This window comes from Thioalkalivibrio sp. ALE30 (assembly GCF_000377465.1).
Classification (GTDB): domain Bacteria; phylum Pseudomonadota; class Gammaproteobacteria; order Ectothiorhodospirales; family Ectothiorhodospiraceae; genus Thioalkalivibrio.
Genome location: NZ_KB898174.1, coordinates 1 through 12913 on the forward strand (window position 1 = coordinate 1; position 12913 = coordinate 12913).

Sequence of the window (12913 nt, forward strand, 5' to 3'; positions counted from 1 at the left end):
GAAGCGAAACCAGAAGACACGTCCCCTGGGGGTAACGTAGGGGTGACCGCTTTGTACCAAACTGTGTACCAACACCTTTCGACTCCTTCAAAGAGTCCGTAAGATGCTGATCCAGAGGCTAAAAACTAAAGTGGGAGCCGGCCATAAGCCGGGTTCTGTCGTGGACAGTCATTCATCTGGGACGTCCGTCACCGGACGCCTCGTGCAGCCTACCCGGGTGCGATGCGGGCCACACCATGCACCCCTATTTGGCCTTGCTCCGGACGGGGTTTACCCTGCCACGAACTGTTACCAGTCGCGCGGTGCGCTCTTACCGCACCATTTCACCCTTACCTGTGCCCGAAGGCCATCGGCGGTGTATTTTCTGCGGCACTTTCCGTCGGCTCGCGCCGCCCAGGTGTTACCTGGCGTCCTGCCCTGTGGAGCCCGGACTTTCCTCCACATCCGAGGATGCAGCGACTGCCCGGCCGACTCCCGCGCTCCTTGTACGCCGCCCCGCCCCGGAACGCAAGGCTTTTCAGGGGCCTGGCCGCCGACGCCCCCCTTTTGTTCACCACGAAGCACACGAAGGCACGAAGAAGGGCAAGGTCAAAAGCAATGACAGGAAGGCTGGAAGGATAGAAGGGCGTTACTGCTGGCAGGATTGGCCGGACACTCATTGCTACACCGTCCGAGCCCAGTGGGTTCAACCCGCATTCATTCCTTCAAACCTTCGCGACTTCCTGTGAAGCCCTTCAAACCTTCGCGACTTCCTGTGAAGCGCCCTTGACCTTGCCCTTCTTCGTGCCTTCGTGTGCTTCGTGGTGAAAACCAAGCCTTAGCTTTGGGCGTCCTTGAGGGCCAGGGCGCGGGCGTAGACGCGGTTGCGTGGCAGGTCGGTGGCATCGGAGAGCAGGCGCGCGGCACGCTTGAGGGGGAGCTCCTGCAGTAGCGCGGCGAGCAGGCGCTCGTGTTCGGCCGCCAGCGGCTCGTCGGCCTCGCCGCCGGTTTCCGGGGCCGGCGCCGCCCCCAGGATCAGGACAAACTCGCCGCGGGTGCGGTTGGCATCCGCATCCAGCCAGGCCGGGAGGTCCGCAGCGACGCCCCGGTAGTGCTCCTCGAACTGCTTGGTCAGCTCGCGCGCCAGGAATACCTCGCGCTCGGGCGCCAGTCCGGCAAGGTCCCCGGCCGCAGCCCGGATACGATGAGACGACTCGAACACGATCGTCGTAACCGGCTGGGCCAGCAGCACCTCCAGCTGCCGCCGACGCGCCCCGGCCGCGTGCGGCAGAAAGCCCTCGAAACAGAACCGGTCGGATGGCAACCCCGCCACGGCCAGCGCCGCCAGCGGGGCGCTGGGGCCCGGAACGGCCCGCACCGGCGCGCCCACCTCCCGCGCCGCGCGCACCAGACGGAAGCCGGGATCGGACACCAGCGGCGTGCCCGCATCCGAGACCAGGGCCACCGACTCCCCCGCCTGCAATGCCTCGAGCAGCGCCGGGATTCGCTCGGCCTCGTTGTGCTCGTGCAGGCTGACCAGCGGCGTATGCACACCCAGGTGGGCCAGCAGTCCGGCGCTGTGTCGCGTATCCTCCGCGGCAATGCGCTGCACCCGGGCCAGGATCTCGCCCGCACGCGGGCTCATGTCGCCGAGATTACCAATCGGCGTGGCCACGACCCACAACGTGCCCCAGTTCGTTGACACGGCCTGATGCGCTTTCAATACTGACTCCTCATTCGCCAGGGAAACCTCGTGACCACCATCGTGCCCCGACCCCTTCATCGCGCAGGACACGCCCGGCCCCTGTCCCGCCTTGCCCTGTTGCTGCTGGCCTCGGCCATTGTGGTCGGGTGCGCCACGCCGCGCCCGGACCCGGAGCCGGCCCCGGAACCCGAACCCCGCGCGGACCTGGCCGAACTCCCGCCGGAGGTCCGCGCCAGCCTGCTGCTGAGCGAGGCGCGTTCGCGCCCGGAACCGGAGACCATCCGGGGTGCGATCGAAGCCGTCCTGGCACTGGACCCGGCGACGCCGGATCAGCTGGAGCGGGCCGACACCCTCTGGGCCGAGCTGCCCGACGCCGAACGGGACTCCCAGGCCGGCCGCCTGCTGGGCGCGCGCCTGGCGGCGGCCCAGCGCGACTGGGACCTGGCCCGAGAGCGTCTCGGAGCGGACGATCCGGACGATCCGACGCGTTCACCGGAGGTCTATCGTGAAGGCCTGTCGCTCCACGCCCGGCTGCTGGAACACGAAGGCCAATGGTATCAGGCCCTGGACGCCCGCCTGCGCCTGGATGGGCTCCTGATCATGGAGCCGGATCTGCACAGCGAGAACCAGCAGCGCCTGTGGGGTCTGCTCGCGGCCCTGCGCCCGGCCCAGCGCGAACGAGTGATCGGCAACCACCCGCCGGATGGCGATGCCTGGGTCAGCCTGTTCCGGTTGCTGCGCGGCGCCGACACGCAGGACGCGGCACGCCAGGCCGCGGGCCAGTGGCGGGAACGCCATCCCTCGCACCCGGCCAACAGCCTGCTGCCGGAGCTGCTGGCGTCCCATCCCCTGACACCGGACGCACCGGGCGACACTCTGGTGCTCCTGCCCCTGTCGGGCGATCTCGGCGAACTCGGCAATGCGGTCCTGGACGGCATCACCCGCGCCTACTACGCAGAGGGGGCCAGCAACGGGCGCCTGATCGTTCGCGACACTCGCGGGGAGCCGGATGCCGCGGCCGCGCTCTACCGGCGCGGCGTGGAATCGGGCGTCGCGCGCATCATCGGCCCACTGCGGCGCGAATCGGTTCAGCAGGTCGCAACCAGCGATCAGGCCGTTCCATCCGTGCTGCTGAACCGGGCCGGCACCATTGCCCACGAAGCGATGACCACGCTGGCTCTGAACCCGGAAGAGGACGCCCGGGCCGTGGCCGATCGCGCCGCGCGCGCCGGCTGGCTGCATCCGCTTGTGATCCTGCCGGAGGGGGCCTTCGGCGATCGCGTGGCGAGCGCCTACCAGGCGACGCTCGCCGAGGACGATCGACGCCCGCGCGACGTGATCCGGGTCCAGCCCACTGCGGGCGAACTGAACGCCACCATTGGCAATGCCCTGGGGATCCCGCAAAGCGAATCCCGCATTCGCGAGGTGGCGCGCCGGACCGGACTGGAACTGGAGGCGGACCCGCAGGTACGTGCCGATGTGGACCATCTGTTCATCGCCGGGTCGGCCCCGCAGGTGCGGCGTATCGTGCCGCACGTGCACTTTCACCGCGCGAGCCACCTGCCGATGATGGCGACCGCCCATGTCTATTCGGGCCGTCCGGATGCCAATCGCGATGCCGACTTGAACGGAATCGTGTTTCCCGACGCGCCGCGCCTGTTCGACCGAGTCCACCCGCTTGACGAAGAGGCAGACGCCGGCGACGAGGCACTGCCTCGCTTTGTCGCCCTGGGGATGGACGCGCTGCGCCTGAGCCTGCGCCAGGAAGCGGTGCGCAGCGCCCCGCATCACCAGCTGGTCGGCGCCACCGGGACCTGGGGCCTGAACCCGTTCAATCATGAATGGGTGCGGGAGCCGGCCTGGGCGCGCTTCGAGCGCGGCGAACCCCGGCGCATCGACCTCCCCGCCGGAGGCTCCTGAGTGTTTCGCCCGGGCGTCTCGGGACAGGCCGCCGAGGACCGGGCCGCCGCCTACCTCGAGACCCGCGGCCTGGAGATCCGGGCTCGCAACGTCCGCCGCCCGTATGGCGAGCTCGACCTCGTCGCCCAGGAGGGTGACACGCTCGTGCTGGTGGAGGTACGCAAACGCAGCCACCCCGGGTTCGGGGGCGGCGCGGAGAGCATCGACCGGCGCAAGCAGGCGCGCCTGCTACGGGTCGCCGAGGCCTATTTACAGGAGCGTGCCTGGAACGGGCCGGTGCGTTTCGATGTCATGACTCTGGATGGTCGCGACCGGATCGACTGGCTGCAGGACGCCATCCAGGCACCCACCGATTAAGCCCACCCCATGACTCCACTGGCCCGCGAACTGGAACAACTGCTGGCACCCGGCGACCGGTTGCTCGATCCGGCGGACTGCTGGACGTATGGCGCGGACAACTCGAAGCTCCACGCGGTCCCGGACGCGGTGGCCTTCCCGCGCGACGCGGATACCGTGCGCGAGCTGGTACGGCTGTGCCGGCGGCTGGGCGTTGCACTCACCTGCCGGGGGCGCGGGACGGGCACCACGGGCGCCGCGGTGCCGGACCACGGGGGGCTGGTGGTGTCCTTCGAGCACATGAACCGCATCCTCGAGGTGGACCCGGACAATCGCTGGCTGATCGCGGAACCCGGCGTCACCAACGGCGAGATCCAGCAGGCCGCGGGACGCCACGGCTTTTTCTGGCCACCGGATCCGACCAGCAGCGCCTACTGCACCCTGGGCGGCAACCTGGCGTACAACTCCGCGGGGCCGCATGCGGTGAAGTACGGCACCCCGCGGGACAACACCCTGGGCCTCGCCGGCGTGGCCGGCACCGGAGAGGCCTTTCGCACCGGGGTCCACACCACCAAGGGTGTCGTGGGTTACGACCTCACCCGGCTGCTGATCGGCTCCGAGGGCACGCTGGCCGTGATCACGGAGGCCACGCTGCGCCTCACCCCCAGGCCGGAGGCGACCCGCCTGATCCAGGCGGTATATCGCAATGTCGGCGACGCTGCCCGCGCCGTCTCGCGCCTGATGGCCCGAGCGGAAGTCCCCTCGGCGCTGGAATTCATGGACCACTCCGCCATTGCCATGATTCGCGACTATGATCCGGACTGCCCCCTGCCCGCGGGCGCCGGCGCCATCCTGATGATCGAAACGGATGGCACCGAGGCCGGTATCGACGCCACCACCGCCGGCGTGCGCACCGCGGCCGAGGGCCCCGGTTGCCTCGAGACCCACAGCGCCGACACCCCCGAGGCGGCACAGGCCCTGTGGGCCGTACGCAAGGCCCTGTCCCCGGCGCTGCGGACGGTGGCGCCGAAGAAGATCAACGAGGACGTGGTCGTGCCGGTCTCGCGCATCCCCGAGCTGATCGCGGGCCTGGACCGCCTGGCCACGGAGCATGCGATCAAGATCGTGAATTTCGGCCATGCCGGCAACGGCAACATCCACGTGAACCTGCTGGTCAACCCGGACGATCCGCAGGAGCTGGCGGCGGCCGAACGGTGCCTGGACGGGGTCTTTACGCTGGTCCTCGCGCTCGGCGGCACCCTGTCCGGCGAACACGGCATCGGGCTGGTCAAGCGGCCCTATGTGGCGCGTGAGCTGGACCCGGTGGCACTGGGGCTGATGGCGGGCATCAAGCGCGAGTTCGATCCCGACAACATCCTCAACCCCGGCAAGGCACCCGGCCCGGCCTGAGGCTACGCCCCCTTCGTCCGGCACACATCCCCGGAAAAGAAACGGGCCCCATACGGGGCCCTGCGCACTACTTGACGACCTTTAGCGACGGCCCCTTGCGCCTGGGCGCCGGGGCATCCTCTCCACCCCCGCCATCACCGGACCCATCCGGCGGCGTACCCGGACCATCGTCCTCGGGGCCGGGCCCCGGCTCACTGCCGAACATCATGCCCTGCCCGTTCTCGCGGGCGTAGACCGCCAGGACCGCCGGCATCGGCACAAACACATCCATCGGGTTGCCGGCGAAGCGGGCCGAGAAGGCCACGGCGTCGTCCCCGATATTCAGGGCCTGTACCGCGGAGGGACCAACGTTCAGGGTGATCTTGCCCTGATCCACAAAGGCCTCGGGCACGACCACGCCCTCGACCGTGGCGTCGACCAGGATATGCGGCGTGAAGCCGTTATCCGTGACCCACTCCCACAGCGCACGGAGCAGATAGGGGCGCGACGAAGTCACAGGCGCAGCTCGCGCTCGGCCTCGGTCAGACTCACCTGGAAAGACTCGCGCTTGCACACACGGTCGGCGTATTCCTGGATCGCCTGCGGCAGCGAGGCCAGGTCGATACCGACCGCCGGAAGCCGCCACATCACGGGCGCGATGGCACAGTCAACGATGGAGAACTCGTCACTCAGGAAGTACGGCTTGAGTTCGAAGATCTCCGCCGAGCTCACCAGGCTCTCGCGCAGGATCTTGCGCGCCTTGGTCAACCCCGAGCCGGAGGCCTTGTAGACCGCGTCCAGCCCCTCGTACCAGTCGCGTTCCACGCGATAAAGCGCCAGCCGCGCGGCCGCCCGCGAAACCGGATCCACCGGCATCAACGGCGGATGCGGAAAACGCTCGTCCAGGTATTCGGTGATGACATGCGTCCCGTACAGGGCCAGATCGCGATCCACCAGGGTCGGGACCTCGTTGTACGGATTCAGATCGGAGAGATCCTCGGGCAGCTCGTCCGGCCCGAGATTCACGACATCCACGGCGATGTCCTTCTCCGCAAGGATGATGCGCACCCGGTGGCAGCGCACACAGTCGTGAGCAGAAAACAGGGTCATAACGGAACGACGGTTGGCGACCAGCGCCATGGCTTTCTCCCTAGCCCGGCCAGGCACGAGGCCACGCCGGGCAGACGGTCAATAACACCGGCGCGCGATCATCCTTGATCAGTGCGCCGGCGACGGTTCAGGCCGCCTAGTGTACGTCTTTCCAGTACTCCTTTTTCAAGAAGTAGGCCAGGATCGTGAAGATCCCGAGGAAAATCAGGACGTACAGGCCGATCCGCTGGCGGTCCAGCTGCATCGGCTCGCCCATGTAGGAGAGGTAGGTGACGATGTCGCGCACGGCGCGGTCGTATTCGCTGGGCGTCATGCTACCGGAGCGCACCAACTCGAGACGCTCGTTGCCGTCCTCGTCGACAACCTTCTCCTGCCAGCCCTGGAGCTCCCACAGCACGTGCGGCATGCCGACGTTGCTGAACACGGTATTGTTCGCGCCCAGCGGACGCGACTCATCCACATAGAAGCTCTTCAGGAAGGTGTAGACCCAGTCCTCGCCATGGATGCGGGTGGTCATGGTCAGGTCGGGCGGGACCACGCCGAAGGCCTCTTCGCCGTAGTCGTCGCTCATGGCGTTCTTCATCAGCGAACCCACACCGACCGGATCACCGGCTTCGTCGGTAATGAAGATGAAGTTCTCTTCCATGTGCTGCTCGGTCAGCCCGATATCCCGCGCGACGCGGTTGTAGCGCATGTACTCCGTGGAGTGGCAACCCATGCAGTAGTTCATGAACAGGTTGGCACCGCGCTGCAGCGAGGCCTCATTGGTCACGTCAATATTGGCCTTCTCCAGGTCACCGTCGTACCCGGCCGCCGAGGCGGCCGGGACGGTGAACAGGGCCGCAGCGGCCAGGAACGTAGTTGCAATCAGCGTTTTCATTACGAAGTCACCCTTTCCGGAACGGCACGGTCACGGCCCAGGCCACGCGCGAAGGCGGGGGCCACCATGGTCACGAACAGATACACGGTCGGAATCAGCCAGGACCACATGATCAGACTCGCGTCACTCGGATCGAAACGCAGGATGTCGTAGATCGTGTAGATGCCCACCACCACGGCGAATGCGATCAGGCTGAAGACCGCGGAGCGTTCCTTGCTGAGGAACCACAGCAGGAAGAAGAACGCGAAGTAGACCGTGGAGAAGCGCAGGCTCATCTCGCTCACTTCCGTGGTGGCCTGCTGCAGACCCAGCCAGCCGAGGATCACGAAGGCCACCACGAACACCGCCAGGTTGAACTTGGCCGCGAACGAGCGGTAGCGCATCGACAGTACCGGATTGCGATCCAGCCACGGGATGAAGAACAGCATCACCACCGCAAGGCCCATCGCGACCACGCCGAGGAACGGATCCGGCACGGATCGCAGCACCGAATACATCGAGGTGAAGTACCACACCGGCGGGATGAGATCCGGGGTGACCAGCGGGTCGGCCGGGATCATGTTGTCCGGCTTCAGGAACAGGCCGCCACCGGTCGGGAAGAAGAACATGATCACGGCAAAGACCATCAGGAACACGCCGACACCGACCAGATCCTTCACGGAGTAGTACGGGTGGAACGGGATGCCATCCTTCGGGATGCCGTTCTCGTCCTTGTTTTCCTTGATGTTGATGCCGTCCGGGTTGTTGGAGCCCACTTCGTGCAGCGCAATGATGTGCGCGGCCACCAGCATGATCAGCACCAGCGGCAGGGCAATCACGTGCAGCGCAAAGAAGCGGTTCAGCGTGGCATCGGAGAGCAGGAAGTCACCGCGAATCCAGGTCACCAGATCCGGCCCGATATACGGGATGGTCTGGAACAGGTTCACGATCACCTGCGCGCCCCAGTAGGACATCTGGCCCCACGGCAGCAGGTAGCCGGCGAAGGCCTCGGCCATCAGCACCAGGTAGATCAGCACACCGAAGATCCAGATCAGCTCGCGCGGCTTCTTGTAGGAGCCGTACAGCAGCGCCCGGAACATGTGCAGATAGACGACCACGAAGAACATCGAGGCGCCGGTGGAATGCATGTAGCGGATCAGCCAGCCCCACTCCACGTCGCGCATGATGTACTCGACCGACGCGAACGCGAGTTCCGCATCGGGCTTGTAGAACATGGTCAGGAAGATGCCGGAGACGATCTGGATGACCAGCACCAGCAGCGCCAGGGAGCCGAAGAAATACCAGAAGTTGAAGTTCTTCGGCGCGTAGTACTGCGCCAGATGCTCGTTCCACATCTGGGAGAGCGGGAAGCGGGCATCGACCCAGCCCAGCAGACCGCCCTGGATCTTGGTATCAGGATTGCTGGCCATTTAGATCGCCTCCCCGTCTTCGTCTTCACCAATGACAAGCAAGGTGTCCGTGCGGTACATGTGGCGCGGGATCACCAGGTTGGTCGCCGCCGGCATGTTGCGATACACGCGGCCGGCCAGGTCGAAGCGGGAGCCGTGGCAGCCGCACAGCCAGCCACCCTGCCAGTCGGAACCCATCTCGGGGTCGCCGATCTCCGGGCGGTAGGTGGGCGAGCAGCCCAGATGGGTGCAGATGCCGATCACGACCAGGAACTCGGGATTGCGCGAACGGTGCTCGTTCTGCGCGTATTCCGGCTGCTGGCTCTCGACCTCGGACTCCGGATCACGCAGACGGTCGGTCACCTCGGACAAACCGGCGATCATCTCTTCGGTGCGTCGCACGACCCAGATGGGCTGGCCGCGCCATTCGACGCTGACACGCTGGCCCGGCTCGACAGCGGACACGTCGAACTCGACAGGGGCCCCGGCCGCCTGAGCGCGCGCGCTGGGCTGCAAGGACGCCAGGAACGGGGCCGCGACAGCGGCGACCCCGGCTCCGCCTACGACAGATGTCGCGGCGACGAGGAACCGGCGCCGGCCTCGGTTTACGCCTTGGTTTGCCATGTTTGTCTCTCCAAACAACGTGTTGAAATCGTATTCCCGCAGCCACGCAACCAAGGCGCAGCCTGAACGCGAGGGGCCTTGGCCGCACGCGCGAATACCCATCTGGGCGGGCTGTAAAATCCGATAGAATTCCCGAACACGCTAATAAGGTCAAGTAGATTACTGCCTTAAGACCGAGCATTGCGCTTGGTCACGCGCGTCGAAAACCTACATAACCAACTGATTACAGACGGGCGCGGACGGGGTGTCCGGCACGCCCCCAAAGCGAACAGGCTGCACTGCAATCTCGCACGCAGTCGCGTGCGGGCGGGATCACCCCCGCTCAGGCGGGATTGTCGATCTCGATAAACTGGTGTTCGAGACCGAAGCGCTCCGCGCACCACTGGCCCAGGGCCGGGGCCCCGTAGCGCTCGGTCGCATGATGTCCGGCAGCGAAGTAGTGCACCCCCAGCTCGCGCGCCTCGTGGGTGGTCTGCTCGGAGATCTCGCCACTGATGTAGGCATCCACTCCCTGTGCCGCGGCCTCGGTAAGCAGGGACTGGGCCCCGCCGGTACACCAGGCGATGCGGCGGATGGGATGGTCACCGGCCTCCACGCACAGCGCCTCGCGCCCCAGCACGTTGCTGATATGCGCCTGCATGTCGGGCGCCGACATCACCCGCGCCGGGCTCCCCACCTGGCCGACGCCGTCCTCGCGCAGCACACCGTCGATCGCGAATCCCAGGCGCCCGGCCAACTGGGTGTTGTTGCCAAGCACAGGGTGGGCATCCAGCGGCAGGTGGTAGGCGACCAGGTTGATGTCATGCGCCAGCAGCAGGCGCATGCGCTCGCGCTTCATGCCGGTCACCTCCTGCGGTTCGCCCTTCCAGAAGTACCCGTGGTGCACCAGGATCAGGTCGGCCCCGGCCTCCACCGCCGCCTCCACCAGCGCCAGGGAGGCGGTCACCCCGCTGACGATCCGACGGATCTCGCGGCGCCCCTCCACCTGCAGACCATTCGGGCAGTAATCGCGGAAACGCTCCGGCTCGAGCTCCGCATTCAGTGCCTGCATCAGTTCATCGCGATTGACCACGGCGGGATCCCCTGTTGAACGCTGATTCGGTATATTCGACATATGGTGAATTTCTCTCGCTTTCTGCTGCAAGCCGCGCTGACCGGCATTGCCCTGGCCGTGGTGATCGCGGTGTTCTTCCCCGAGATCCTCGGCCGCGACGAATCCGGCGCCGATCTGCAGGTCGCCGAACCCGTGCCGGCCCCGGGCGCCACGGGTGCGCCGGCCAGCTACGCCGACGGCGTACGCCGCGCCGCACCCGCGGTCGTCAACATCATGACCTCGCGCACCATCGACCGGCCCTCCGGCCTCGGCCTGCATGAATTCTTCGGCCAGCCCCTTCCGCCGGGTGAACAGGAGCAGTCCAGCCTCGGTTCCGGGGTCATCATGACCGAACAGGGGCACATCCTCACCAATCACCACGTGATCGAGGAGGCTGATGCCATTGCCATCATGCTCCCCGGCGGCGAGGCCCACCCCGCCGAGATCATCGGCATCGATCCGGATACCGACCTCGCCGTGCTGCGCGTGCGCGCGCCGGGGCTCGGTGTGGCCACGGTGGGGCACTCCAGCGACCTGCGGGTGGGCGACGTCGTGCTCGCCATCGGCAACCCCTTCGGCGTCGGCCAGACGGTGACCCAGGGGATCGTCTCCGCCACCGGGCGCAACCAGCTCGGGATCAACACCTTCGAGGACTTCATCCAGACCGACGCGGCGATCAATCCGGGCAATTCCGGCGGCGCGCTGATCAATGCGCGCGGCGAGGTCGTCGGCATCAACACCGCGATCTTCTCGCGCTCCGGCGGCTCCCACGGCATCGGCTTCGCGATCCCGGTGGATCTGGCGCGCAGCGTGATGACCGAGATCATCGAACAGGGCTATGTCGCCCGCGGCTGGCTGGGGATCGAGGTCCAGGCGATGAACCGCGAACTGGCCGAATCCTTCGGCCTGGACACGCCGCGCGGCGTGCTGGTCGCCGGCATCCTGCGCGAGGGGCCTGCGGAAGAAGCTGGAATCCGACCGGGGGACATCATCACCCACCTGGACGGCAGCAGCGTGAACACCCCGCGAGAAGCGCTCAACGTGATCGCCCGCACCTCGCCCGGCGCGACCCTGGACATCCGTGTCCAGCGCGAGGGCGAGGACGTCGAACTCGCCGCCACGGTCGCCCAGCGACCCATCTGACGCCGAACCGCTAGCGCCCGCGTCGCCTATCCACCGGCCGGCGAACTGACCGTGGTCAGTACCGCGGTCAGCAGCAGGATCGACCCGACCAGACCGCCCTCCAGCGCGATACTGCGGCGCAGCCGCCCGGGGGCCCCGGGTTCGCCGCGCTCGAACGCCGGCACCAGCCGCCACTTGTTCGCGGCGGCCAGCAGCAGGAGCAATCCGACGATCAGGACCTTGCCGATCAGGAACTGCCCATAGCCCGTGGTGAGCAATGGCGTGACACCGCCCAGCAGCAAGGCCGCCAGCACCACACCGGCCAGCACCAGCAGCCCGACCCCGAACACCGCCACCTGGCCAAAGCGCGCCAGGATGCGCGCGGCATCACGACCCGCCGGCGGGTGCCCCGCCAGGCGATACAGCGGCCACAACGAACCGATCCAGAAGGCCGCAGTCAGCAGATGCAGCACCAGCAGCCCTCCCAGCAGGACGCGCGGCTCGTCCACCGTGTGCCCGACCTGCACGAAGGCGAGCATCACCAGCAATACGCCGGCAAGGCTGAGACCGTAGCCCAGCCCCGGCAGCCGCCGGGCATCCAGCAGGATCGCCTGCACCAGCAACAAACCGCTCACGGCCAGGACCAGCCGGGTTCCCTGCGCCCCCTCGAACACCATGCCGAGCAGCATGGGGTCGAAGGCAGCCGCACCATTGCCACCCCCGAGGAATCCAGCCTGCAGCGGCCACTGGACCAGGGCCAGCACGATCGCGACCCAGGCCGCGACCGCCCCCATGCGGCTGGCCGCCCGGCGATCCGGATCAGGCAGATCCGGAAACGCCAGGCGGAACAGCACCGCCCCGGCCGCCAGCAAGGAACCGGCATAGAACCCGGCCGCCACCAGCATCATGGCGACCGTCCAGGCATCCACATCGGACAGCGCAGACAGCCAGGCCACGGCCTAGTTCTCCACCGTGAAGCGGAAGCTCCCGGACATCATGTGGCCGTCGCGGGCCAGACCGCGCCAGCGCACCTCGTAACGACCCGGTTCCAGGTCGCCGGCCGGGCGCACATGGTACTCCTCGGTCGGATCACTGCCCGGCTCGTTCTCCAGAGACACGCGGCCTTGCGGGCCGATCACGTCGAACTGGGTGATGCGCATCGCGCCATCGAAGTGAATCCCGATCTCCTCCGGGGTGCCCTGCACCGTGGAGCCATCCTCCGGGACCTGTCCCATTTCGCCCTCGTGGGCCAGCAGGGGGCTGGCGAAGGCCAGCAGCAGGGCCGCAAGGGCGGAACGCAGGATATTGCGGTTACCAATCGTCATCATGTAGTCCTCAAGTTGTTCAAGTGCAGTCGTGTCGTGTCA

The 12913-nt window shown here is 67.1% G+C and carries 13 protein-coding genes and 1 other RNA gene; 4 read left to right on the forward strand and 10 right to left on the reverse strand.

The features are described 5' to 3' along the window. Positions 1-129: 129 nt before the first annotated feature. An RNA gene (gene rnpB, locus D107_RS13405) (RNase P RNA component class A) lies at positions 130-475 on the reverse strand. A gap of 342 nt (positions 476-817) precedes the next feature. Next, the gene (gene rsmI / locus D107_RS0110285; protein ID WP_026280791.1) at positions 818-1654 is read right to left on the reverse strand and encodes a 16S rRNA (cytidine(1402)-2'-O)-methyltransferase; all 837 of its coding nucleotides are present in this window, start codon (positions 1652-1654) and stop codon (positions 818-820) included. A gap of 78 nt (positions 1655-1732) precedes the next feature. On the opposite strand from rsmI, the gene D107_RS0110290 reads away from it, so the two are divergent. Genes D107_RS0110290 through D107_RS0110300 form a run of 3 tightly spaced genes read left to right on the forward strand, consistent with a single transcriptional unit; the run spans position 1733 to position 5350 of the window. Further along, positions 1733-3604, forward strand: a complete 1872-nt coding sequence (locus D107_RS0110290; RefSeq protein WP_038035336.1) for a penicillin-binding protein activator — start codon at positions 1733-1735, stop codon at positions 3602-3604. Then, positions 3605-3961, forward strand: coding sequence for a YraN family protein (locus tag D107_RS0110295; protein ID WP_018881392.1), 357 nt, complete (start codon positions 3605-3607; stop codon positions 3959-3961). Between the two features lie 9 nt (positions 3962-3970). Next, on the forward strand, positions 3971-5350 hold the full coding sequence (locus D107_RS0110300; protein WP_018881393.1) for an FAD-binding oxidoreductase: 1380 nt from the start codon (positions 3971-3973) through the stop codon (positions 5348-5350). Positions 5351-5417: 67 nt separating this feature from the next. Here the strand turns inward: D107_RS0110300 and D107_RS0110305 are convergent, their stop codons facing one another. The 6 genes from D107_RS0110305 to D107_RS0110330 form a co-directional block, all read right to left on the reverse strand. Then, positions 5418-5846: a ClpXP protease specificity-enhancing factor gene (locus D107_RS0110305; protein WP_018876486.1), complete on the reverse strand. Its 429-nt coding sequence runs from the start codon at positions 5844-5846 to the stop codon at positions 5418-5420. Beyond that, the gene (locus tag D107_RS0110310) at positions 5843-6469 is read right to left on the reverse strand and encodes a glutathione S-transferase N-terminal domain-containing protein (protein WP_017942770.1); all 627 of its coding nucleotides are present in this window, start codon (positions 6467-6469) and stop codon (positions 5843-5845) included. Before D107_RS0110310 ends, D107_RS0110305 begins: the two co-directional genes overlap by 4 nt. 106 nt (positions 6470-6575) lie before the next feature. Further along, positions 6576-7319, reverse strand: a complete 744-nt coding sequence (locus D107_RS0110315; RefSeq protein ID WP_018876488.1) for a cytochrome c1 — start codon at positions 7317-7319, stop codon at positions 6576-6578. Beyond that, positions 7319-8728 carry a cytochrome b N-terminal domain-containing protein gene (locus D107_RS0110320; protein ID WP_018865637.1) on the reverse strand — a complete coding sequence of 470 codons (1410 nt, stop codon included), beginning with the start codon at positions 8726-8728 and terminating at the stop codon, positions 7319-7321. The genes D107_RS0110315 and D107_RS0110320 overlap by 1 nt, the downstream gene beginning before the upstream one ends. Next, a complete protein-coding gene (gene petA / locus D107_RS0110325; RefSeq protein WP_026279149.1) occupies positions 8729-9331 on the reverse strand; it encodes a ubiquinol-cytochrome c reductase iron-sulfur subunit in 603 nt (200 codons plus the stop codon). It abuts the gene before it with no gap. 322 nt (positions 9332-9653) lie between these two features. Then, positions 9654-10403 (reverse strand): Nif3-like dinuclear metal center hexameric protein, encoded by a 750-nt coding sequence (locus D107_RS0110330; protein WP_018881394.1) that lies wholly within the window; start codon positions 10401-10403, stop codon positions 9654-9656. Between the two features lie 42 nt (positions 10404-10445). On the opposite strand from D107_RS0110330, the gene D107_RS0110335 reads away from it, so the two are divergent. Further along, positions 10446-11567 carry a S1C family serine protease gene (locus tag D107_RS0110335; RefSeq protein WP_018865634.1) on the forward strand — a complete coding sequence of 374 codons (1122 nt, stop codon included), beginning with the start codon at positions 10446-10448 and terminating at the stop codon, positions 11565-11567. Positions 11568-11593: 26 nt separating this feature from the next. Here the strand turns inward: D107_RS0110335 and D107_RS0110340 are convergent, their stop codons facing one another. Continuing rightward, complete coding sequence (locus D107_RS0110340; protein ID WP_018881395.1) at positions 11594-12502, reverse strand: CopD family protein; 909 nt, start codon at positions 12500-12502, stop codon at positions 11594-11596. 3 nt (positions 12503-12505) lie between these two features. Next, positions 12506-12874 (reverse strand): copper resistance CopC family protein, encoded by a 369-nt coding sequence (locus D107_RS0110345; protein ID WP_018881396.1) that lies wholly within the window; start codon positions 12872-12874, stop codon positions 12506-12508. Positions 12875-12913 lie beyond the last annotated feature (39 nt).

Excerpts from the sequence above, each read along its gene's own strand:
- D107_RS0110300 (WP_018881393.1), top strand. The coding sequence starts at position 3,971 with ATGACTCCACTGGCCCGCGAACTGGAACAACTGCTGGCACCCGGCGAC.
- D107_RS0110310 (WP_017942770.1), bottom strand. The coding sequence starts at position 6,469 with ATGGCGCTGGTCGCCAACCGTCGTTCCGTTATGACCCTGTTTTCTGCT.
- D107_RS0110315 (WP_018876488.1), bottom strand. The coding sequence starts at position 7,319 with ATGAAAACGCTGATTGCAACTACGTTCCTGGCCGCTGCGGCCCTGTTC.
- D107_RS0110320 (WP_018865637.1), bottom strand. The coding sequence starts at position 8,728 with ATGGCCAGCAATCCTGATACCAAGATCCAGGGCGGTCTGCTGGGCTGG.
- petA (WP_026279149.1), bottom strand. The coding sequence starts at position 9,331 with ATGGCAAACCAAGGCGTAAACCGAGGCCGGCGCCGGTTCCTCGTCGCC.
- D107_RS0110335 (WP_018865634.1), top strand. The coding sequence starts at position 10,446 with ATGGTGAATTTCTCTCGCTTTCTGCTGCAAGCCGCGCTGACCGGCATT.
- D107_RS0110345 (WP_018881396.1), bottom strand. The coding sequence starts at position 12,874 with ATGATGACGATTGGTAACCGCAATATCCTGCGTTCCGCCCTTGCGGCC.